The organism is Rheinheimera sp. NSM (assembly GCF_052380015.1).
Classification (GTDB): Bacteria; Pseudomonadota; Gammaproteobacteria; order Enterobacterales; family Alteromonadaceae; genus Alishewanella.
This window is the reverse complement of record NZ_JBQTCI010000001.1, coordinates 235,056-258,113: the sequence shown is the minus strand read 5'-3', so window position 1 is coordinate 258,113 and position 23,058 is coordinate 235,056. Positions and strand designations below refer to the sequence as shown.

Annotated in this window: 21 protein-coding genes and 1 tRNA gene; 13 read left to right on the top strand and 9 right to left on the bottom strand. The window is 51.7% G+C overall.

From position 1 onward, the window contains the following. Positions 1-418: 418 nt before the first annotated feature. Positions 419-1,141 carry a DUF5020 family protein gene (locus ACTZWV_RS01105; protein ID WP_444784761.1) on the bottom strand — a complete coding sequence of 241 codons (723 nt, stop codon included), beginning with the start codon at positions 1,139-1,141 and terminating at the stop codon, positions 419-421. A gap of 3 nt (positions 1,142-1,144) precedes the next feature. After that, entirely contained in the window at positions 1,145-3,079 is a 1,935-nt protein-coding gene (locus tag ACTZWV_RS01100; RefSeq protein WP_444784760.1) for a methyl-accepting chemotaxis protein, read from the bottom strand. 250 nt (positions 3,080-3,329) lie between these two features. Here ACTZWV_RS01100 and ACTZWV_RS01095 point away from each other — a divergent pair. After that, positions 3,330-3,416, top strand: a tRNA-Leu gene (locus ACTZWV_RS01095). 145 nt (positions 3,417-3,561) lie between these two features. On the opposite strand, the gene ACTZWV_RS01090 is transcribed toward ACTZWV_RS01095, so the two are convergent. Then, positions 3,562-4,242 (bottom strand): hypothetical protein, encoded by a 681-nt coding sequence (locus tag ACTZWV_RS01090; RefSeq protein ID WP_444784759.1) that lies wholly within the window; start codon positions 4,240-4,242, stop codon positions 3,562-3,564. Between the two features lie 16 nt (positions 4,243-4,258). Beyond that, positions 4,259-4,825, bottom strand: a complete 567-nt coding sequence (locus ACTZWV_RS01085) for an NADPH-dependent FMN reductase (RefSeq protein ID WP_444784758.1) — start codon at positions 4,823-4,825, stop codon at positions 4,259-4,261. Between the two features lie 105 nt (positions 4,826-4,930). Between ACTZWV_RS01085 and ACTZWV_RS01080 the strand changes: the two genes are divergently transcribed. After that, positions 4,931-5,509, top strand: coding sequence for a TetR/AcrR family transcriptional regulator (locus ACTZWV_RS01080; protein WP_444784757.1), 579 nt, complete (start codon positions 4,931-4,933; stop codon positions 5,507-5,509). Between the two features lie 18 nt (positions 5,510-5,527). Here ACTZWV_RS01080 and ACTZWV_RS01075 read toward each other — a convergent pair whose 3' ends face one another. Then, a complete protein-coding gene (locus ACTZWV_RS01075; RefSeq protein WP_444784756.1) occupies positions 5,528-6,031 on the bottom strand; it encodes a YdeI/OmpD-associated family protein in 504 nt (167 codons plus the stop codon). Positions 6,032-6,192: 161 nt separating this feature from the next. Here ACTZWV_RS01075 and ACTZWV_RS01070 point away from each other — a divergent pair, with 161 nt between their 5' ends. Further along, a complete protein-coding gene (locus tag ACTZWV_RS01070; RefSeq protein ID WP_444784755.1) occupies positions 6,193-6,924 on the top strand; it encodes an SDR family oxidoreductase in 732 nt (243 codons plus the stop codon). 59 nt (positions 6,925-6,983) lie between these two features. Here the strand turns inward: ACTZWV_RS01070 and ACTZWV_RS01065 are convergent, their stop codons facing one another. Continuing rightward, complete coding sequence (locus ACTZWV_RS01065) at positions 6,984-8,138, bottom strand: iron-containing alcohol dehydrogenase (protein WP_444784754.1); 1,155 nt, start codon at positions 8,136-8,138, stop codon at positions 6,984-6,986. 27 nt (positions 8,139-8,165) lie between these two features. Further along, positions 8,166-9,008 (bottom strand): type 1 glutamine amidotransferase domain-containing protein, encoded by an 843-nt coding sequence (locus ACTZWV_RS01060; protein WP_444784753.1) that lies wholly within the window; start codon positions 9,006-9,008, stop codon positions 8,166-8,168. A 138-nt stretch (positions 9,009-9,146) separates the two neighbouring features. On the opposite strand from ACTZWV_RS01060, the gene ACTZWV_RS01055 reads away from it, so the two are divergent. The 10 genes from ACTZWV_RS01055 (at position 9,147) to ACTZWV_RS01010 (ending at position 20,266) form a co-directional block, all read left to right on the top strand. Continuing rightward, positions 9,147-10,049 (top strand): LysR family transcriptional regulator, encoded by a 903-nt coding sequence (locus tag ACTZWV_RS01055; protein WP_444784752.1) that lies wholly within the window; start codon positions 9,147-9,149, stop codon positions 10,047-10,049. Between the two features lie 123 nt (positions 10,050-10,172). Further along, positions 10,173-11,216 carry a helix-turn-helix domain-containing protein gene (locus ACTZWV_RS01050; RefSeq protein ID WP_444784751.1) on the top strand — a complete coding sequence of 348 codons (1,044 nt, stop codon included), beginning with the start codon at positions 10,173-10,175 and terminating at the stop codon, positions 11,214-11,216. Positions 11,217-11,334: 118 nt separating this feature from the next. Next, positions 11,335-13,935, top strand: coding sequence for a DUF1566 domain-containing protein (locus ACTZWV_RS01045; protein ID WP_444784750.1), 2,601 nt, complete (start codon positions 11,335-11,337; stop codon positions 13,933-13,935). Positions 13,936-14,034: 99 nt separating this feature from the next. Further along, positions 14,035-15,261 (top strand): adenosine deaminase family protein, encoded by a 1,227-nt coding sequence (locus ACTZWV_RS01040; RefSeq protein ID WP_444784749.1) that lies wholly within the window; start codon positions 14,035-14,037, stop codon positions 15,259-15,261. A gap of 343 nt (positions 15,262-15,604) precedes the next feature. Next, positions 15,605-15,805, top strand: a complete 201-nt coding sequence (locus tag ACTZWV_RS01035) for a hypothetical protein (protein ID WP_305551905.1) — start codon at positions 15,605-15,607, stop codon at positions 15,803-15,805. A gap of 133 nt (positions 15,806-15,938) precedes the next feature. Then, on the top strand, positions 15,939-17,357 hold the full coding sequence (locus ACTZWV_RS01030) for a sensor histidine kinase (RefSeq protein ID WP_444784748.1): 1,419 nt from the start codon (positions 15,939-15,941) through the stop codon (positions 17,355-17,357). Then, complete coding sequence (locus ACTZWV_RS01025; protein WP_444784747.1) at positions 17,354-17,965, top strand: hypothetical protein; 612 nt, start codon at positions 17,354-17,356, stop codon at positions 17,963-17,965. Before ACTZWV_RS01030 ends, ACTZWV_RS01025 begins: the two co-directional genes overlap by 4 nt. Next, positions 17,952-19,301 (top strand): sigma 54-interacting transcriptional regulator, encoded by a 1,350-nt coding sequence (locus ACTZWV_RS01020; RefSeq protein WP_444784746.1) that lies wholly within the window; start codon positions 17,952-17,954, stop codon positions 19,299-19,301. Before ACTZWV_RS01025 ends, ACTZWV_RS01020 begins: the two co-directional genes overlap by 14 nt. Further along, complete coding sequence (locus ACTZWV_RS01015) at positions 19,288-19,665, top strand: DUF2288 domain-containing protein (protein WP_444784745.1); 378 nt, start codon at positions 19,288-19,290, stop codon at positions 19,663-19,665. The genes ACTZWV_RS01020 and ACTZWV_RS01015 overlap by 14 nt, the downstream gene beginning before the upstream one ends. Positions 19,666-19,714: 49 nt before the next feature. Next, entirely contained in the window at positions 19,715-20,266 is a 552-nt protein-coding gene (locus ACTZWV_RS01010; protein ID WP_444784744.1) for an acyl-CoA thioesterase, read from the top strand. Between the two features lie 12 nt (positions 20,267-20,278). On the opposite strand, the gene ACTZWV_RS01005 is transcribed toward ACTZWV_RS01010, so the two are convergent. Together ACTZWV_RS01005 and ggt are read right to left on the bottom strand one after the other, a co-directional pair. Further along, on the bottom strand, positions 20,279-21,286 hold the full coding sequence (locus ACTZWV_RS01005; RefSeq protein ID WP_444784743.1) for a cupin-like domain-containing protein: 1,008 nt from the start codon (positions 21,284-21,286) through the stop codon (positions 20,279-20,281). Between the two features lie 2 nt (positions 21,287-21,288). After that, on the bottom strand, positions 21,289-23,013 hold the full coding sequence (gene ggt / locus ACTZWV_RS01000; protein WP_444784742.1) for a gamma-glutamyltransferase: 1,725 nt from the start codon (positions 23,011-23,013) through the stop codon (positions 21,289-21,291). Between the last annotated feature and the right edge of the window lie 45 nt (positions 23,014-23,058).

Here is a 23,058-nt window from a genome sequence, read left to right as displayed (position 1 = left end):
TTGCTTTATCGGTTCGTTACGTTTTTACCAATAAGCGACACCCCGCGCGCCGGTGAGGAGCACGAGGAGGCTAATTGTAGAAACGCGACGGTTAAAATTCATTAATTGCTCTGTTGGTTATATTGGTTAGCAAAACGCCAATAGTAATAGCATGGTTATTTTTTAACTGCAACAGTATAGATGGCTAAATGGCAAAAAACTTTGCAGTAAAACAGCGTGGCATCGCAGCTTTAAACCGGATAGCACACACTCACACGCCGTGAACCCATCCCTGGGGGCTCGATTATAAACTTCATCCATGAAGTTTATCCTAACGGACCAGCAGAGCTGTTCAAATTCGCTCCGGGCGAATTTGTCAGCATCCTGGCCTGCAACGGTGAGTTTAGTGCTAACCGATTCGCGCGCTGCCAGTCTCTACTTAAAAATGCGCCTTTACCAGCAGGTTTATATTCGACTCATGGGTGCGAAACTGCGGGCTGTCGGCAATACCGTATTTATTGCGCCAATACACATACTCCACGCCAACATAGAGTTTAGATTTCCAGTTAAACAACGGGTGCAGCGCCCATTTCAGTTGCGATGTCATATTCATACTGGCGCGTTGATCATCAGTGGTACTGTACCAGTCGAGAAAGCCGTCATACAAAAATTGCTGACCACCCAGCGTAAACGGCACCGCCCAGGTGGTGGTAAGTTGCCAGTTATCGGCCAGGCCGTCGTTATTGCGACGGTAAAAATTCAGTTTCAGGTAGCTAAAGCCCGGTACGCTAAGATCGGTGGCGACACCGTATAAAAAGTCCGTCCTTAGTGATGACATCTCAACAGTACTGGTTAGTAGCACATCTTTGATCAGGCCATATTGCAACGGCTTACCACTGAGCTTGCTCAAGCTTAGCCGGGGCGACCACTCGGCATAGTTACTGCGGCTGCCGTTATCGCCGCGTAAATGGTCGAGAAAGAAAAAGCTGTCGCCCCAGCTGGTACCGGCAACATGCTCCAGCGTCAACACTTGCTTATCCGGACCATCTACACGGTAATTGCTGCCGTTTAGGTAAGTGGCACTGAAATCCTGCCATAGCACTTCGGCGCACAGCGGCAGGCAGCTAAAACCCGACAATATCAACACTATGATTTTCTTCATTGTTTACACCTTAAACTGCGTAACCAGAGTGCGCAGTTGTTCTGCCCGCTGTTGCAACAGGCTGATAGCTTTAAGTTGCTGCTCGGCATTGTGGTGAATGCTGGCGGCACTGTCGGAGATTAAGTGCGCCGACTCGTTAATATGCTCTACCACTGTGCCCTGCTCTTCTGTCGCGGCCGCAACCTGATGATTACCGGCGCTGATCGCTTCAAATTTCTGTTTAATACTCAGCAGTGCCGCGGCCGACTGTTCCGTACGCTCAGCAACTTGCTTACTGCTGGCCGTGCCCTGCTGAATAGCCGCGGTAGACTGCTGCGCGGTTTGCTGCAGCCGCGTAATTTGATCGCGAATTTCCAGCGTCGACTCCTGAGTGCGCTTGGCCAGGTTACGCACTTCATCGGCCACCACCGCAAAACCACGGCCCTGCTCACCGGCACGGGCAGCTTCTATTGCCGCATTCAGTGCCAGTAAATTGGTTTGCTCTGAGATGGCGTTAATCACTTCTACTACCGAGTTAATGGCGGCCGCCTGGTTGGCAAAATCGACAATGGTTGTTTCAATATCGCCCATTACCGTATTTAGCTGCTGCATGGTGCGCGAGGTCAGCGCCATATTATCGTTGGTACTGTGGGTGTCGTGCACGGCGGCTTCAGTGTCGCTGGCGGTGCGATGGGCAATGCCGGACACTTCAGCAATAGTCTGGCCCATTTCGGTAATGGCGGTGGCTACCTGATCAGTTTGCGCCCGCTGTAACTCAGTCGAACTAAAAGTGTCGTTGGCCAACTGTGCCAACTGCTCAATACCGGCTTTCATTGCCGTTTCTGTATGTTGAATTTCGGCGACCAACTCGCGAATTTTGCCGATAATGGCGTTAAAGCCTTTAGCTAAATGGCCCAGCTCGTTGTCATGGCTGTCGTCGAGCCGTTTGGTTAAGTCACCGCCGTCCCCCGACATCTGCAGCAGGTTTTCCCCCACCTGACGAATGGAATTGCTCAGCGAGTTAGCAAACACCACCGTCAACGCAATAAATATAGCCGCCAGCACAATACTGGCTATAACTGAAAACGAGATCACGCTGTTAATGGCACCACTGATTTCCGCCGACGGCAACACCGCCACCAGCTTAAGCCCGGTGTCGCGGATATCCTGCACACCGATATACACCGGTTCGTTATCCAGTTCAGTTTGCTGCAGGCTAAAGCCGGTGCTGTGCTGCGTAATTTGTTCTGCCACGGCCTGATACTGCGGCAACTGCTGAATATTTTGCCGTGCCAGCGCCAGGTTGCGGTGCACCACTATCATGCCGTTGGCATCGACCAAAAACAAAAAGCCGTTTTGGCCCAGCTTATAGCCCGACACCAGACTGGCGATGGCCGATACGTCATAACCCAGCCCGGCCACACCGGCACGCTTGCCCTCTACCTTAACTGCGGCATTGACAAATAGCGTAAGCTTGCCGCTGCGCTCATCGGCATCTATCGCCAGTTCACGCTTAGCCGTGCCGTTTAGGAAAGTAAAAAACCAGCTGTCACGTGGCTCGCTGGCTGAAATAGTCTTAAACACGCCGCCTTCGGTGTAATAGGTTTTGCTGTAGTCCGATACCCAAAACAGCGTAGACGCACCGGCATCTTGTTGCTGCTGCTTAAAGTAGCGCAATACCTCAGCATGATTCGCCGCGGCGGTTTCACCTTCACGCATCCAGTTGTGCAATAAGCTGTTGGCGGCTAAATTCTCCGACAACGTAATCGGGTACATCAGCTCTGATCGCACCTGCTCGGCAATACGGCCAACGCTGTTAGGCAAATATTCTGCCTCTGTCTGGCCGTAATACAGGCCGGAAAACTGGTTAATATTAATCAGTGTGGCTACCAGCGTTAGCAACGCCAGCGCAAGGCCAACAAAGGCAATAAATACCGTACGCAGTTTAAATTGGTGCATGGTTGCTCCGTCAGATGCAGGCTGGATGACAAAGTTTTAGTAGCAACGCGACGTTAACCGGCTGCGACTTAAACACAACTTGTGAAAATAAGCATAGCAGCGCAATTCAATAAAGCTTTGAAATATAAGTAACAAAAATGCGGCATTAGTGGTTAACACTAATACCTGAAGTAGAAAACCACTTGCATATTGTTGCAAGGTTACATAAGATGCGCGCCGTCTTACCAAGCGCATTCGCGCGAACGACTCTGCCCGGGTGGTGAAATCGGTAGACACAAGGGATTTAAAATCCCTCGCTCGAAAGGGCGTGCCGGTTCAAGTCCGGCCCCGGGCACCATTTATCTGCTCTGTTGCCAATCGCCGGTTTCCGGCCGACATAAAAACATATCTTTACCCTGCCGTGGCCAAGCCGCGTAAATTTGCTTTTCGCTGTCTGACAAATGGCTATGCAGCACCGGCATGTGCCGTGCTGCCGCCTGCGCTTAACGGGCGGCAACACCTGATAGCAACACAAACCGCTGAAAGCCTCTGGCTGTCACACCGCCTGCACCGGAGCTTACTTTGTGTATAATGCCATGCTGCTGTGACGCAGTTTGCACCGTACTGGCGTGAGATTGCGCGTTTACCCATTCCGCCACATTAATCACCTTGCTGCCATCGTGATTAATATGAAAATGCGAGGCTATATTACCTGATTTATCATTTACCGAAGTGGCAGCTGCAATGATGCTGTCGACCAATTGGCGCTGCCGCGACGGGCCGTCGACATCAAAGCTGGTCAGCACCAGGCAGCCTGTGGCTGAACCTGCAGCCGCTCCGTCCATAGTGCGGTAAATCCGGAAGCGGTCGATACTATCCCGGGAAATACCTGCCGGATCAGCCTCTATCCGGCGGGCGCGTTCAGGTTGACCACCGGCCAGGTAAGCATCGAAGGCGGCATCATCACGCCACTGCGAGTAATTCAGTACGGTTTTACCATCATCGGCGCCGTAAACATGGTGCGATAACATGCCATCAGGCCAATCGGTGTCTTGCCATAGCTGCATCGCAAGAGCGGCGGCATGGCGTTGCAGCCCGGCTGTCGGAACAGTCCAGTAGCTGATCAAGATAAGGCCGGCGTCAGCTCTTGCTATAACAGGAGTAGCAGTATTGGCTAAACTCATTAGTCAAAACTCCTCATCAGGCTGGATAGATCGCTTTAGCTTTGGCGGCGATTAACGCATTAGCCCACCACACCAGCTGGGCAAACATTGCGTCGACAGAGTTGTTATAACGCTCCGGCTCAATAAAATTGCCTTGCTCATCGAACAGCTTCCACACGTTGTGTAAGCTGACAGTGTTACGGATACTGGTGGCATGAACCTCTGGCAGTACTGCTCGCAGATGCTCAACCGACCGGATACCGCCCCCCATGCCGCCATAAGAAACAAAGGCCACCGGCTTAGCATGCCACTCAGTTTGCGCTACATCGATAGCTTGTTTTAACGACGCCGGAAAGCTGTGATTGTATTCCGGCGTTATCATGACAAAGGCTTCTGCTTTAGCAATGCGCTTAACGTAAGCCGCTGTTGCCGGGTCGTTGTCGTAGGGTAACACAGCGGGCAGGCAGGCCTCTGCCAAATCGATAACATCAAGCTTCAGCCCTTGCTGAATTTCAGCCCGACTGACAAACCAATCTGCCACAGTTTTAGCAAAGCGTTGCTCACGCGTGCTACCAATAATAATTGCAATTTGAATGTAAGACATCGTTACCTCCACAAGTTAGACGGTACGGCTCGTCTCGTTTTACATCTTATAGCAACCTGTGTCAACATACTAATCGAGACGTATCGTCTAGAGATGGGAAATAACATGCCGCAACAAAACAGATCCAGGCAAAACGAGAAAGTAAGAATAGCCATACTCGACGCCGCATTTTCGCTGGTAAGAGAAGTTGGTTATGACAAATTGACAATAGAGGGCATTGCGAAACGCGCAGGAGCGGGTAAGCAAACCCTTTATCGCTGGTGGTCTTCTAAGGCGCTGATCTTGCTGGAAGCTTTGGTTGAACACGTTAAAGATGAGTTGGTTTTTGCCGATACCGGTAATATCCGTGATGACTTGTTGGCCCAGATGCTGCGGGTAGAAAAGCTGTTAACCAGCAAGGATACCGGTTGTTTATTTATCGGCCTGCTGGTAGAAGCTCAGTTTAATCAGGACGTTGCCAACGCGATGAATGTGCAGATTTACCAGCCTACTTACCGTGCTGCAACAGAGCGGCTGGCTATTGCCCAACGCCACGGCGAGTTGCAGCCCGGGCTCGATCCGGTAATGATGGTTGAGTTGCTGTACGCACCAATTTATTACCGGCTTATCGTGCCATGTACCAAGCTTACCGCTGCCGACATTCCAAAGTTTCTCGATATGATATTGGCCGGCATCCGGTTGTAATTTGCGCTAAAGCCATTGCTAGTCGTTCCATGAGCGTGCCAGAAAGCGGCCTTTACCACCCGACAGCACATGAATGGCCAGTTGGCAGTTGCGCGCCTGTGCCTCTGCTGATTTTAACCGGGCCAGATAGCGCAGAATTTCTTTTTGCATACCAGGAGTAAGTTTGTTCCAGGCTTCGCTGGCAGGCTGATGTTGCTCTAATGCTGCACGAAACCAGTCTGGCATTGGGTCGGCCGGCCCGGCTTTATACTCTGCATCAAATTGCAGCTCTACACGGATCTCGCTACCCACTGTGACGCCGGACGCTTTAAGCACTGCAGCGTTCAGGTACAAATAAAAACTACCATCACCAACCGGCATCATATTTATCCGCCATGGCAGCTCTGGTGTCGAGTTCACCCGTAACAACACCGGCAGGGGTTTGCGCCAGTTTTCTTTAAGTTGCGAAGCCAATTCAGAGCCGACCAGAACATAGGGGTTTATACCGCGCTTTTTGATCGTTGCGCTAAATGTTATGTTCATCGCTCAAATCCCCTATGGTTGCGGTATAAATTGGATAATCAGGCAATGATACCGTAACTTTGGGTATCCATAACAGCACTCCACACCATTAGCATAACAGGCATCGGGGCAACCCGTATTAACCAGCCGTATTGCCTGTTTATCTATAAAGGAGTCTTGTTATGACAACTAATAAAGCCAAAGTAATTCTGATCACCGGCGCCAGTAGTGGCATCGGCGAAACCACTGCTAAAGTGCTGGCAAAAGCCGGGCATACGGTTATTGTTGCAGCTCGCCGCACTGAGCGGCTTGAGGCACTAACCCGGATAATTAAGCAAGATGGCGGCCTTGCCAAAGCCTATGCTTTGGATGTGACATCACGCGACAACTTCAAAGCTGTGGTTGCTGCGGCAACGGAGGAGTTCGGCCCGATTGATGTACTGGTTAACAACGCCGGCTTAATGCCGCTGTCACCCATGGCAGCCCTTAAAGCGGACGAATGGAACCAGATGATCGACGTTAACATTAAAGGTGTGCTAAATGGCATTGAGTCTGTTTTAACCGCAATGGAACAGCGCGGCGGGCACATTATTAATGTGGCCTCTATCGCCGCCCATAACGTGTTCCCCACCGCTGCGGTGTATTGCGCCACTAAGTTTGCCGTGCGCGCCATTTCAAACGGCCTGCGCTTAGAAACCAAAAAAGTACGGGTTACCACCGTTTCGCCCGGCGTAGTGGAAAGTGAGCTGGCTCACACCACAACAGATAGCGCAACAAAAGCCTGGTTGGAAGATTTTCGTAAAGTAGCACTAAAACCCGAAGCCATTGCTAACGCTATTGCCTATGCCATTGCGCAGCCGGACGATGTTAATGTGGATGAGCTGATAGTACAGCCCACTCAGTCCGGCTATTAGGCTGACTAAAACCCCGGCGGCACTGCGCCGCCGGTTTTCTTCTTTCAAGCAAACTGGCGTTACAGCGCCAGCGTGAGAATTTGCCGGGCTTTGGTCAAATCAATGTCGCTGTGTTCACCCAGGGCGGTCATGCCGTTGCGCTCGAGGTTGGCGATAAGTTTATCGATATCGGCCGCTGCCAGATTGTAATCTGACAAGCGGGTTTTTACGCCCATATGCTCGAAAAAGTCCTGAGTGGCTTTAATGGTTTTATCGATGATCTCATCTTCGCTGCCACTGCTGATAGCAAACACCCGCTGGCCAAACTGCAGCAGCTTTTGGCGCTTTTGCTCACGCTGCACGTACATTAACGTAGGCAGCACTATGGCTAAGGTTTGCGCGTGATCGAGGCCAAACAATGCCGTTAGCTCGTGGCCAATCATATGCGTAGCCCAGTCTTGCGGCACGCCTTTACCAATCAAACCATTCAACGCCATGGTGGCAGACCACATTACATTGGCACGCACGTCGTAATCTTCCGGCGTGGCCAGCGCTTTGGGGCCTTCGCTAAGCAGCGTTTGTAAAATACCTTCGGCAAAGCGGTCTTGCAGCGGCGCGTTTACCGGGTAAGTCAGGTACTGCTCGATAACGTGCACAAAGGCATCGACCACGCCGTTACCCACTTGCTTTAGCGGCAACGAGAAGGTGTACACCGGGTCGAGCACGGCAAATACCGGTTGCACTAAATCTGAGCCAAAAGCGCGCTTTTGTGCCGTGGCTTTGTTGGTAACGACTGAATTGCCGTTACTCTCTGAACCGGTGGCCGGCAGCGTTAACACAGCACCTATAGGTAACGCGCTGGTAAAAGCAGCGCCTTTGGCCAGAATATCCCACGGCTCGCCGTCAAAATGCGCTGCAGCCGCAACAAACTTGGCGCCGTCGATTACGCTACCGCCGCCGACAGCCATAATAAAATTAATGCCTTTGCCACGCACCAGCTCTACCGCCTGCATCAGGGTTTCCAGCGTCGGGTTGGGTTCAACACCGCCAAACTCGTGATAACTAACACCTTCCAGCAGCGCTACCACATCGTCATATACGCCGTTGCGTTTAATTGAGCCGCCACCGTATAACAGCAACACTTTGGCGTCTTTGGGTAAACGGCTTTTCGCTTCTTTAATCTGGCCTTTGCCAAATAAGATTTCGGTTTGATTTTTAAAATTAAAATTCAGCATAGCTACTCCGGTATTTGCTTAAGACAATTAACGCTGTTGTTGCAGTTGCGCTAACACAGCTTGCGCCAGCGCTTTATCGGAAAACGGGTTTTGCCCGGTAATAAGCTCGCGGTCCACCACTACATTGGGTGTCCAGGCCTCACTGTATTGCATATCCCCACCGGCTTGTTGCATGGCCTTACCCGGGTAATATTGCAGCTTGTCGCCGTTTAACGACGCTTCAAACACCGCTTCTTCTGCGTTAGAAAAAATCGTCATCTTGTAGCCGGCATAAATCCAGCTATTGGCAGTAACCTCACTTTGCTGTACCAGCGCTTGCTGAAAAGCCTGCGGATTTTGTTGGGCCGATAACAGCGCTATAGGGCCATGACAAATAGCAGCGGTGGGCTTAGCTTCAGCATTAAAATGCGTAAGAATGATGCCAACTTCAGGGTTATTGGCTAAATCAATTAACGGTGCGTGGCCACCCGGGATAAATACCGCCTCGTATTGCGCCAAACCGCCGTCTATTACTTCTTTTAATGACAACGTATCGTCAATGCCGGGGATAGCTGCAACGACCTGGCTGATGCGCTGCATTTCAGCTGCATCACCGGCGAAATACTGCACTGTTACCGATTTCTGATCTACTACCGGGGCATTGCCTTTCGGCGTGGCCAGTACCAGCTCGTAGCCGGCCTTAATAAAAGCATCGGCCGGTACGCCAAATTCATTCAGGTAATAGCCGGTAGCCAGGGTTTTGCCATCCTGCAGTTGCATTTGGCTTTCGCTGGATAACAACACCAAAATTTGGCCTTTGCTGTCTGCCGCTACAACCGTTTGACTAAAAGTGCCCAGCAGGGCCACTGCTAACAGAGTTTGCTTAATCATCAATTTTTCCTCATCAGGGGGTAGGGCTAAGCCGATGCTCAGCGCTGTATTACGGTGGCCAGCTTAGGCCGTTTCGCTTGTAGTTAGAACTCAGCTCTTTTACTATCAGCCATCACATTTCTGATGGCTTGAGGCTTTATGTCGTACTTTGTACAGTTACGTACCTTCGTTGAAGTGTATCGCTGCGGCACCATTACCAAAGCCGCCGCTAACTTAGGCTTGTCGCAACCGGCGGCGACAGCACATATTCAAAGCATAGAATCACTGGTGGGTTTTGCGTTATTTGAACGCAAAGCCCGCGGCGTAGAACCTACAGCAGCCGCACACGATTTAGCCCTGCAGGTGTCTGCTCACCTGGATGCGGTAGAGCAAAAACTGGCCTCGGTGCGTAACCGCAGCAATGCGGTATACGGCACGCTGAACATTGCCGGCCCTGCGGAATACATCAGCCATATTGCCGGGGCACAGTTTGCCAACTTACTGCAAGCCGGTGAGGTAAATCTGGTGGTGCATATCGGTAATAAAGAGCGCATTTACCAATTGTTAGCTGACGGCACAGCCGAGCTTGCTATTACTGCTTCAACTCCGGATCCTGCAGTCTATGACTACCAAATCATTGATAGTGAGCGGCTGATGCTGGTGGCCAACCGCTTTACCGGCGCACATTTGTCGCAGCAAGCCGTCAGTGCAGAGCGGCTGCGACTATATCCGGTGGTCAGTTATGATCAAACTCTGCCGTTGATCCGGCATTACTTTAATACCGTGTTTAATGAAAGCTGCCAGTCGCCGATCGCCGCCATTTGCCCCGACATTCGTGCCATTGCCGGCATAGTGAAGGCCGGTATAGGTTACAGTGTGCTGCCGGATTACTTATGCCGCGATGCCATAGCTGCAGGTGAACTGATCCACATTGGCGAACCCGGGCCGGAAAATTTTATTTATTTAGTTTGGCGCAAGGGCGCGCTTAAACATCCCAGAGTCAGCTACGCCAAAGACATACTGATGGCTTTTGCTAATATCAATAAGTACGCGGCAGGTTGAATCTGTTAAACCACAGTAAAACACGGCGACCATTGTTTAATTTCCCATCAACTGCAGTCGGCGGTATAGTAAACACCATGCAGTGCTGTTGTTTGAAAAAACAACTGCGATTCGGGACAGGACATGACAAAAATTTCAACTGAAACTCAGCCACTGCCTGAAACAACGCCAACGCAAACAATAGCCGATGTAGTGACAAAGGCTGCTGTTGACGCAACACTCAAGCGTTATTCCGCCCATATCGAAGATGCTGCCACTCAGGCGGCAATGCAACCCTGGATTGCTATGGAGTGCTATCAGTTGAGCCACGGCCGATGCCTGGCGAAAATGGACACACTAAGCCTGGGCGGGCAACAGGTTGTACGGGAAACGCAATTGGCAGCAGTGCAAAAGCTGGGTGTTACACCGCCCGGCCTCTGTACCTTGTCTTACTGTACCGCCGCGCCAAATTTCCGTTTTTCTGAATATGCCGCCAGTTGCGCCAAAACCATCTTTTTTATGCCGGAATGTACAGAATTTGATATTTATGTGCCGGCAGGCCAACAAACCGCCTATATCAGCTTTAACCAGGAAGATTTTTTGCAAGATGCGCGGGCATTGAATCCTGCACAATGGGATCTGCCACAGCAACAACTGCTATCGGACAACAGCGGCCAACAACCGGCTTTAGCTGCTGTAGTAAAGCATTGGCTGCACAACAGCGAAGCGTTAAGTAAGCTGCCGGAAACGCACAACAAGATGCTCAATGAGCAACTATTGCAACAAGTGCTGCACATCGCTACTGCAAGCGGAGCCTGTCAAACGGCACCTTCAATGACAGAGCGCACACACGCCTTTCACATTTGCCGCAAAGCACGGGTCTACATTACAGAGTGCTTTGTATTGGATATTATCCCTACCATCAGTGCTATTTGTATCGCTGTCGGCGTTTCAGAACGCAGCTTGCAATATGCCTTCCGGGCCTACGTTAATATGTCGCCGCTGGCTTATCTGCGCTCTTGTCGTTTAAGCCGTGTACGCTCTATGTTAAATATTGCAGACCCCAAAATCACTACTGTAACGGCAATTGCCATGCGCTTTGGCTTTTTCCACCTTGGTCGCTTTGCGCTCGACTACAAACTGGCGTTTGGTGAATCACCCTCTGTTACGCTGGAGTCATACCGCTAAACGCATTTTGCGGAAACCGGATAGCCGCCTCTGCCTCCCTGTCTTTATACTTTCGCGTTATTCAGCATACAGCACCCGCAATAGCCATTACCCCCGCTTGCGGGAGGGAGAACTTTTTATGACATGGTGTCAACAACAAACACCCCGGCAAATAAGCAACAAAGTTGGTATCTGCAAGCAAACACTGCCAGGGCTATGCCTTATTTTACTGACAGCCTGCGGCGGTGGCAGCAAGGAGAGCGATAACGACACAGGCACAGACAACGGCGGACAAGTACCGCAGCCACAGCCAAACTTTACCGTTAGTGCTACTGCAGCAGCCGGCGGCAGTGTCAGTCCGGTAAATACTGTTGTTAGCAAAGGCGAAACTGCCCGCCTGAGTATTACGCCACACAGTGGCTATAGTATTGCCAATGTCAGCGGTTGTGGTGGTGCGCTGGACGGCAACCAGTTTACAACGGGGGCAATTGAGGCTGATTGTGCCGTCAATGCGGGGTTTAGCCGCATCAGCTATACCGTTACGACCACATCGACCGAAAATGGCTCAGTAAACCCGGACAGTGTTGCGGTGTTTTACGGCGAGACAGCCAGCCTTACCATCACCCCGGACAACGGCTATAACATTGATGCCGTCAGCGGTTGCGGCGGCACACTGCAAGGAAATGTTTATACTACAGCTGCTGTTACGGCTGATTGTGCGGTTAATGCCGGCTTTATCCGCAGTTATAGCGTCAGCACTAATACAGACAACAGAGGTTTAATGTCACCGGTCTCGGCCCGGGTAAGTCAGGGGCAAACGGCCACCTTCACCATTACAGCCAACAACGGTTACAGCATTGCCGATGTTAGCGGTTGTGGCGGCGTGCTCAACGGCACTGAATTTACCACCACCGCAATAACAGCTGACTGTACAATCAACTCAACTTTCACAGTATTGAGCGCGCAAAATGTCAAAGCAAGCGCATTGCACCGGCAGGCGGCCATTGCTTGGGATGCTATTGTCGGTGCAACAGATTACTGCCTGTACAGCAGCAAAACCCCGGGTATCAGCCTTGCGGATCCGGCCAGTTACGATGCCGATTTATCTGTCTGCATGAACGCCGATGTAAACAAATACACTATCGCCGGACTAACAAATACCAACGATTACTATTTTGCCCTTAGTACGAAAGTTGGTAATGATGAAAGCGCGCTCAGCAATGAAATGCGCGCCCGCCCCGGCAAAAAAATCAACGACTCAGGTAACGCGGCAACCTGCACGACGATACAACTCTTTTCCGATCCCAGCGACGAATTTCTGGATTGTTCCGAGGCAGGCGCCACGGCCACGCAGGATGGCCAGGACGTCGATGGTAATCTGGTGCCTAAGGGGCAAGATGCGCTTTTCGGCCGCGATGCGGATGTCAATCTGGTTAAAGCCGGCGGCGGGCATGACAGCATGGACTTTACCCGTATTTGCAACAATGGCGCAGCCGAGGGTGAAGGCGATTGCCCGCTGAACATGACGGCAACTAACATCGGTGATGGCCCTAATCAATGGGCGTGCAACTACGACAATGTCACCGGCCTAATGTGGGAAGTAAAAAGTTTAGAGTCAACGCACCTGCGCAGTAATAAACACACCTACAGCTTTTTCAAAGAGGTAATATACGGCCCCGGCAATACAGGCAGCTTTGGCACTGAAAATGGTGGCGTGTGCTTTGATGAGGTTAACTGCGATACCGACAAGTTTGTCGCTCAGGTTAACGGTAGCGGCGGTATTTGCGGTTACGGCGATTGGCGTATGCCGCTGAAAGCAGAATTGCGCAGTATTATGCTGTTAGATGAAAGCTTTCCGTCTATCGACGCAGATTATTTTCCCGACCTTGAGCCGGTTATTGTTCAAGCTGACAAAAAACGACACTGGTTTTGGTCAGCCAGTGTATCTCCCCGCGGTGATGTAAACAGAGAATTGGCTTTTGTAATGTTTTTTTTAAATGGTGGCGAAGACACGGCCTATATTAAACATGATTCATTTACCCTTACTCCCTATAAAGCCCGTTTAGTGCGCTCGAACACCCCCTCTGTTTTTTCGGCGCCACCTCCGCCGGAACATGCAGACGAAGAATATGCCGCCAACGACATGAGTATGCAGTGGGTTGAAGATGACATTCAGGCCGTGCTGCTTGACACCGGTTACTTCTCTGCGGATATGATTGTTACCCGGCCGGTACGCATGTACACAGACCATGGCGACGGCACAGTAACCGACAAAGCCACAGGGTTAATGTGGAAAAAATGCTCTGAAGGGCAAGTTTATCAGCCGGAGGAATTCTATCAGCGCCAATGTGGTTTTTTAAGCGATTCGCTGCTACTTAACTGGGTAGCCGCGCTTAACCGTGCCAAGGCAGTAAATGACGGTGTTGCCGGCGAATCGCTGGGCTACAACGACTGGCGCCTGCCCAGCATTAAAGAGCTGGACGCTCTTATGATGACCAGCATGGCCAACCCGGGTATGAACGCTGTACTCTTTCCGGGCAAACATCAAAGTGATCCGGGCATTAATGACTACATGAATTTACTTTTTTGGTCGTCGACCCCAGCTTACTCCTGGAACTGGAGCAACAAGGCCTACTCTAAACGCGCAGCCTGGGCAATCAGTTTGATCACCAGCCAAATTATGGCACCAGATACTCAGGTCGGTGAATTTTATGTTCTGCTGGTGCGCGACCCCAGGTAATATTTAATGACGTGGCAGAACGGCGCCGCCGGTATTTTTTTGAAGGCGGCAGATAAAATTGCGATACACTTAGCAGCAAGTATTTGTTAAGGAGCCGCTATGCCACGTTATTCTGCTGAATTTATAAAAGAGATGCCCAAGTCTGATTTACACCTGCATCTGGATGGCAGCCTGCGCCTTAGCAGTTTAATTGAGATGGCCAAACGCACCGGCACCAAGCTGCCGGCCGACACGGTGGACGGCTTAAAGCAGTTGGTGTTTAAAGACAAGTACAACAACCTGGCTGAATACCTGCACTGCTTTCAATGTACCTGTGCGGTGCTGCGCGATATGGAAAATTTAGAGCGCGCCGCCTACGAGCTGGCAATAGACAACCAACTTGAGGGCGTTAACTACATTGAAGTGCGCTTTGCACCGCAGCTGTTGATTGACCTGCCCAACGGTATCGATTTTGACCGTGTTATGCATGCGGTTAACGACGGCTTAAAGCAAGCAATGCAAGAGTATAACCGCTCTGAGCCGGTATTAAGCGGCGCTAAACCGCCATTTGCTTATGGCATTATTAACTGCGCCATGCGCATGTTTGGCGACAAGGGCTTTTCGCCTTACTACACCAACCTGTTTCAGCTGATGCGCGACTTTGCCCCGATAGACGTAATTAAACTGGCGGCGATGGAACTGGTGCGCGCCAGTGTGCGGCTGCGCGACGAAGAAGGCATACCGATTGTCGGGCTGGATTTAGCCGGCCAGGAATCCGGTTATCCGGCCGGTAAATTTAAAGAAGTGTACGAATATGCCCACCAGCACTTTTTGCTGAAAACCCTGCATGCCGGCGAAGCCTATGGCGCCGAGAGCGTGTTTGAAGCCATTACCGAATGCTATGCCGACCGCATTGGCCATGGTTATTCGATGTTTATCCCCGAAATGATTTCACACCCCGACATCGTCGATAAAGCCGCCTATATCCGTAACCTTGCCTCCTATATTGCCGATAAACGCATAGCGGTGGAGGTATGCTTAACCAGTAACCTGCAAACCAACCCGGCCATTAGCGATATTAAGCAGCATAAGTTTAAAGATATGCTGGATAACCGTATTGCCACGGTAATTTGCACCGACAACCGGCTGGTATCAAACACCACGGTAAGTAAGGAATACCAACTGGCGCTGGATAACTTTGATATTCCGCTGAAGCGGTTAAAAGACATTGTTGCCTACGGTTTTAAGAAGAGCTTTTTCCCGGGGACTTATGTGGAAAAACGCGAATATGCCAAGCACTGCCTGGAGTATTTTGATCGCGTAGCAAAACGTTATGGTTTTATTTGATAAAAATCAAATAGATAAGCATAGTGTCGCAAAACACCTACACAATAAATCATTGAAAATTATCATTATTTTATTTAGTCCAGATTAACTGTCGCCAAACAGCGACAGTTAATCGCCCCCTTTGCATCTCACGCCCCACGTCAAACATTTAAAACATTGATTAATAACGTTAATAATTGAATTTAAAAAGTTGGCACAGGCCTTGTATATGTTATAGCAAGCGACGCTACAGGAGAATGTCGCAAGCGCAATCAGTACCACGCAAGCTGCCTTTGCCACATTCTCCTCTAAACCGTCTTAACGCAGCAAAATGAAGTAAAGGCTGCACCCTACGGAGGTTGTTATGGACTTATTCTTACTTGGTACAGTGTTATTTTTACTGGCTAATGTTGCTGTAGTAGTTCGCATGCTGGGCCGTGTTAACCTGAATAATGACAGTGTACTGGCATGGGAACAGGCTCAAATCGCAGCAACACAACCGGCTTATGTGCAACCGCGTCCGGTTAGCCAGTATCAACCGGACTATATGGCTAAAGCGGCTTAAGCTGTTTTAGCTGACGATCCCATGAGTTCAGCGGGTTTCGCTGAATTTTTGTAAGGCCGGAACCCCACCGGCCTTTTTTTTTTGCCGCTAAAATAGGGTATGCTTAGCAGCCCTGCGGCTAAGACAGAACATTATGCGCTTTTCGATTCAAACGGCTTCGTTGCGCCAACTGGTATTGCTGAGCTTCTTTCTTGCCTTAATTCCGGTAGCGGTATTAATGTGGCAAAGCCATAAAGCCTTAAGCGGCGTGAGCCGCAACGCGGTGGTTGAAGCTGAGGCTTCTGTTGCCAGCGTGCGCCGCGCCGAAAATATGCAAAACCTGGTGGTGGATATTGAGCGTGCGGTACGCCAGCATGCAGTGGTAAAAACCGATGCGTTGGCACGCGTGGCCCGCAGCCACCTCGACAGCTACGGCACCCTGCTACAACAAGTGTGCGACAACATTGGCCAACCGCAACTGTGCCAACAGCAACAATACCAACTAACCCTGCTACTGGATAACTTTGCCAGCCTCAGCGGCGCGCAACTGGAGCCGGTGGTACAGCAATTTCGCCAGCAACAACAGCAGCTGACGCAACAAATCTGGTTACTGCTGGAGCAAAACCTGCAGCAACAACAACGTTTTGTGGTTGAAAGCCAGCAACAACTGGCGTGGCAAACGGTAGCTCTGGTGCTGCTGACACTGCTGCTGGTGTTGTGGGCATCGGGCCGCATTACCGCACCGGTACATAAGCTGGATAAGATGATCCGCGCTATTGGCCAGCAGCATCAGTTTCCTGATGAAAAGCTCACCGGCCCGCGCGAGCTGACCGAACTGGGTGAGCAATTGCGCTGGCTCAGCTCACGTTTACAGCAGTTGGAAGCGCTGCGGCTGATTTTGCTGCGCCATGCCTCACACGAATTAAAAACTCCGCTATCCAGCATCCGCGAAGGTTGTTCTTTACTTAGTGAACAACTGGTTGGCCCGTTAAATAAACAGCAACTGGAAGTGGTAGGCCTGCTTAATGGCAGCGCCGACCGCTTAAGTGTACTGACCGAGCAACTGCTGGATTACAACCGCCTGCTGCAACAAGCCAAGCCCGAGCCCGACTGGCATTCACCACAGCAACTGTTCAGCGACTGCTTTAACGATCATGCGTTATCACTGCAACAACGCGGCCAAAGCATAGAGCTTAGCTGCCAGCTGAGTGCAATTTATACCGATGCCACCTTGTTCCGGCGTATACTGGATAACCTGATCAACAATGCGCAGGCCTATGGCGGCCAGGATAGCCCGGTATGGGTAAAACTGTACCAGCAGGAGCACCAACTGGTACTGGATGTTGCCAATAACGGCAACCCGATCCCCACCGCGATGCGGGAGAAATTGTTTGAGCCGTTTCAACGCGGTACTACCGCACGCTTTGATGCGGTGCAAGGTTCCGGCTTAGGCTTATCTATAGTGGCAGACTGCGCCAGGTTATTGGGCGGCCATGCCGACATTGTTGATGTAATTTATGCCGACGTCTGTATTCGGGTGCGGCTACCGTTGTTAGAGGAAAAAAGCGGATGAAAACCGGTGTTATTATTAGCTTATTGTTGCTGCTGAACGGCTGTCAGTTGCTGCCACCTCCGACGCCGGCTGAAACACCGGCAGAGCCGGTCACCTCACTGGAGCCGCCGCCGTTAACCTTACCGGTACCGGAGCCGGTTAGCGCGCCGTTGGCGATTGCCGACGATGCCGCCACTCTACAGGCTTGGGTAAACTACCGCGCGGCCATGTTAGGCCGGATGAACGAAGAGCGCGACCTGCTGCTGGCCGATACCGGGCAGGACGAAATCTGGGCCCTGAAACGCACCATATTGCAGCTGCACCCGGACACTCCCTATTTAACCCGGCTGCGGGTACAAATGCAGTCGGCCGAGCAGCTGGCACAGTTACCGGCCCCTCTGGCCGCGTTACTAAGCTGGGACCTGGCGTTTAACCAAAAGCTGCTGGAGGCGGAGTCTGCAGTAAGCGCGCTGACCCGGTTGAATGCCCAGCAACACGACAACCTGGAACGCTTGCAAAAGACCAACCGGGAGTTACAGAAGAAGATAGACGCGCTGACACAAATTGAAGCCCAGCTTAATCAACCGGTACAGGTACCAGAGCCGGAGGACAACAATGGCCAGCCCTAAACCACGCTTACTGCTGGTTGATGACGACCCCAGCTTACTGCGGCTGTTAACGCTGCGCCTCGAAGGTGAAGGTTATCAGGTGATCAGCGCCGATTCTGCCGAAGCCGCCTTGCCGCTGCTGAGCAAACACAGCGTCGATGTCGTGCTGAGCGATCTGCGTATGCCGGGACTGGACGGCATGAGCCTGTTTGACGAGATAGCCAAGCGCTACCCCGGCTTACCGGTAGTGCTGATGACAGCGCACGGCTCTATTCCCGAGGCGGTGGCAGCTACCCAGCGCGGCGTGTTTGGCTTTTTAACCAAGCCACTGAATACCAACGAGCTGCGCGATATTCTGCAAAATGCGGTGCATCAATCCGTACCCGAGCAAGCCGGCTGGCGCGCTGAGATTATTACCCGCTCACGCCTGATGGAAGAGGTGCTGGAACAAAGCTACCGCGTGGCACAGCGTGATGTCAGTGTATTGATCACCGGCGCCAGCGGCACCGGTAAAGAGCTGCTGGCCAAGGCTATTCACAACGCCAGCCCGCGCTCCGGCAAACCTTTTGTAGCAATAAACTGCGGCGCCCTGCCGGAGCATTTGCTGGAATCAGAATTATTTGGCCATACCAAAGGCGCCTTTACCGGGGCGGTAACCGAACATGGCGGCCTGTTTCGCGAGGCCGACGGCGGCACGCTGTTTTTAGATGAAATCGGCGATATGCCGGTATCGTTGCAGGTTAAATTGCTGCGCGCCTTACAAGAGCGGCAAATCCGCCCGGTGGGCAGTGCCAAAACCATGCCGATCAATGTGCGGGTGTTATCGGCGACGCACCGCGACCTGCAACAAGCCATGGCCGACGGCAGCTTTCGCGAAGATCTATACTACAGGTTAAATGTAGTTAACCTGCAGCTGCCCACCCTGGAGCAACGGCCGGAAGATATCCCTTTGCTGGCACGCCACGTATTACAGCAGAGCGTTGAACGCCACCAGGTAGATGTTACGCGCTTTTCCGATGATGCCATGCAGCTGCTGGCTACTGCCAAGTGGCCGGGCAATGTGCGCCAACTGGTAAACGTGGTCGAGCAATGCGTAGCACTGACACACAACCCGGTAATAGGTGCCGCTCAGGTAGAGCAAGCCCTGTCACAAGACAGCAGCTACTGGCCCAGCCTGACCGAAGCGCGTGATCAGTTTGAGCGGCAATACCTTATACGGGTGCTGCAAATGACCGAAGGCAATGTTACCCGCGCTGCAGAGCTGGCCGGGCGCAACCGTACCGACTTTTATAAATTACTGAAAAAGCATGAGCTCAGCGCCGCCCAGGTAGCTGAGCAAGGCGATGAAACTGAGTAAGCCATTTATGACGATAACCACACCACCCGATGCCCATCTTATTGATGACGAGCACAATCCCGAGCTGATCAAAGCAAAAATTGTCAGCGAAACCGCGCGGATTAACTGGCTGGAATTGCAAAAATTTTATGCTGCCGGCGCAGTGATCAGCGTAGAGCCTGCACTGGATCTGGTTGAAGCCGCTTTTGCCTTTAGCTGTGATGATAAAGCCCGCGTTGCCGACTGGCTGGCCGCTGGCATGCTGGGCCGCACTACAGAGCAGCAGGCACAGCTGTGGTTTGATAATAAAACCGAGCTGTGGGCTGTGGTGATTTCGCCCTGGGTATTAGTGCAGCATAAACCGCTGCCTAACGAGCTGAACTAAAGCTCTGCTACACTGAAGCTAACCTATTGTACTAAAAGGCAAACAGACTATGGCAGATCTGTATAAAAAGAGCAGCAGCTCCCGTGTTACCTTGTCGCAGCTGATGCTGCCGTCACATTCTAACTTCAGCGGCAAAATTCACGGCGGCTATTTATTATCGCTGATGGATCAAATCGCCTTTGCCAGCGGCTCTAAATTCAGCGGCAAATATTGTGTTACCGCCTCAGTAGACCGCGTTGATTTTCTCAACCCGATTGAAGTGGGCGAACTGGTAACACTGAAAGCCTCAGTGATCTTTGTCGGCAACAGCTCGATGGTGGTGGGTATTCGCGTCGAAGCGCAGAATATTCAAACCGGTAAAGTTAAGCATTGTAATTCATCGTATTTTACGATGATTGCCAAAGACGAACAGGGCAATAATGCCAGGGTGCCACGGTTGATTTTAACCAGCAAAGAAGAAGTGCTGCGCTTTGTTAAAACCACCCAACGGCTAAAACTACGCCACAGCTACGCCGAATTATGCGCCGATTTTGACGGCGATATGCAGCAAGCCATAGCGCAGATAAGCCGCGACTATCAGGTACAGGTGCAGCTGGCTTAGCGCTGTATCAGACTATTTCAACTGCGCGGCTAACCAGCGCTGCAGGCCCTGCGCCAGTTGTGGGGTCATTTCACCTAAAATACCTTTAGCCTGAGCCGGCAAATGTGCTGCCGGGTCGCCGTTTTCGGCAAACAGGTAGTGTTGCAGCATATATTGCCAGGCTTGGCGTTGGCCATCCGGTAGATGCTTAAATGCCTGAATCGCATGCAGCAGCATAGGAAACGGCAAGGCACTGGCGACATAAACATTACTCCACCAGTAATTTATCAGCACATTAAACGCCGATAACGACTGCACATGGTGCCACCAAGGCGTCGGAATATAGATAGCATCGCCGGGGTGAAGCTCTACTGACAGTGCTGCAGCGTAAGCTTTGGGGTAATTGGGGTGGGCGGTTAAATCCGGCGCTAACATATTCACCATACTCACCGGCTGGCCTGCCGGGGTTAAATCCAGCGGGCCAATATATAAATTCGCCAGCTGCTGCGGTGGAAACAAGGTAAAACGGCGTTTACCGGCTACGACTACGGCGATATTGCTGGCTTCATCAAAATGCGCCGGCACTGTAATACCGTTGCCCAGCCAGATAAACGACTTAGTATCAGCACTGAGCAACGGGTTATCCAGCATCAGCCCGGCAAAATTATCCTGCACCGGCACGCACTGCAGGCAATAGCGATCGCCACCCGGCGTCGCCTGCAACATCCGCTCTATCGCCGCTGTCATACGTGTCTGGCTGCCGCTGAAGTTCATGCCGGTTAAGCTGTCATTGTAAAACAAGCGGCCATTCAGACCGGCCGGCAACTGCAGTAACACCTGAGGTTTATCCAGGCTGTGTTGCTGTAAATAACGGCCGGCGTCTGCATCTGACTGCTGCCCCGCCTGCACCAGTGGCCAGTGGCTGGCAAAACCGCGCAGCACCGCCGGCTGATAAATATCGGTAATTTCAGCGGCGAAATTGTCTGCCGTTACACCGCTGACTTCACGCGGTGACGGCAGCGCGGCCAAATCCAGTGTCATACTCAGTAGCCTGCTGCCTGGCCGTCTTTACGTGATTCCGATGCACCAACCCAAACGCCGTTGGCATGGTCGCGCATAATGGCCTGGTAACCGCCATAGCCGCCTAAGCCATAGCGTACATCGTGGCCCTTTTTCATCAGCTCGCGTACGGTGTTATAAGGTACACCGCGCTCTACTTCTATATAGCCGCCGTTTTGCAGGTACATATCGCTGCCGTCTGTGGGTTCGGTGCTGCCCAGGTGTTGCCAGCGCGCGGCGTCGCCGGCTTCCTGCAGGTTCATGCCGTAATCAGCCATATTGATCAGAATTTGCACATGGCCTTGTGGCTGCATAGCGCCGCCCATTACACCGAAGCTCACCAACGGTTTGTTATCTTTAGTAATAAAGGCCGGAATAATGGTATTAAACGGCCGTTTGCCGGGTTCGTACACATTGGCGTGTTGCTTATCCATCGAAAACAGCTGACCACGGTCCTGAAACACAAAGCCCAACCCGGGCACCACGACACCTGAGCCCATACCACGGTAATTGCTTTGAATTAACGACACCATATTGCCGTCTTTGTCTGCGGTGGTCATGTAGATAGTGTCGCCTTCGTACAGATTAGGATTGCCGGCATCAACGCGTTTTGCCGCCTTATCGGTAATAAGTTTAGCGCGCTCACGGCCGTATTCTGCGGAGATCAAACCGCGGATCGGTGCTTTATTAAAATCCTGGTCAGCATAAAACTTGGCTCTGTCTTCAAAGGCCAGTTTTTTTGCTTCCACCAACAGGTGCAGGCTTTGTGGTGTATTAAAACCGCTGGCTTTTAAATCAAAGTTTTTCAGGATCTGCAGCATTTGCAGCGCCGCTATGCCCTGGCCATTCGGTGGCAGCTCCCACAGCGTGTAGCCTTTGTAATCTACCCCCACCGGCTCAACCCAGCTGGAGCGGTGGTTGGCAAAATCGGCAAAGCGTAAATAACCGCCGTTAGCACGCATAAAACGGTCAATTTCTACCGCGATATCGCCTTTGTAAAACGCATCGCGGCCCTTGCTGGCCAGCTGTTTCAGCGTATTGGCCAGCGCCGGATTTTTAAACATTTCGCCCTTGGCCGGCGCTTTGCCGTTCAGGGTGAAGGTACCGGCAAAATCGCCCGGTTGCGGACTTAACACCGGCACACTACGATCCCAGTAATAAGCAATTAATTCGCTGACCGGGAAACCGGCTTCAGCATAACCAATAGCCGGTTGCAAAATATCGGCCATCGGTAAACTGCCGAATTTTTGGTGCAGCTCAAACCAGCCGTCAACGGCGCCAGGTACGCTAATCGGTAACATGCCGTGCGGCGGCAAATCGGTGCGGCCAAGCTTTTGCAGCTCATGCGCCAGCATGTCGTAACTTAAACTCAGTGGTGAGCGGCCCGAGGCATTTAAGCCATGCAGCTTTTGTGTTTTGGCATCCCAAACAATAGCGTATAAGTCGCCGCCGATGCCGTTGCCGGTGGGTTCCATCAACCCCAGCGCGGCATTGGCAGCAATGGCCGCATCAATGGCATTGCCGCCGCGCCGCATAATATCCAGCGCAATTTGGGTAGCTAAAGGCTGGCTGGTGGCCGCCATAACATTAGGCGCTATGACTTCAGAGCGGCTGGCAAAATCCGCGCCGGTAATACGGTCATAGCCGTGTGCCACTGTGGTCATTACCAAACTTAAGCCGGTAACAACACCGATAAACAGGCTTTTCATAGCAGACTCCGTTATTTTTGTTATCTTGACCATACTCAGCCACGG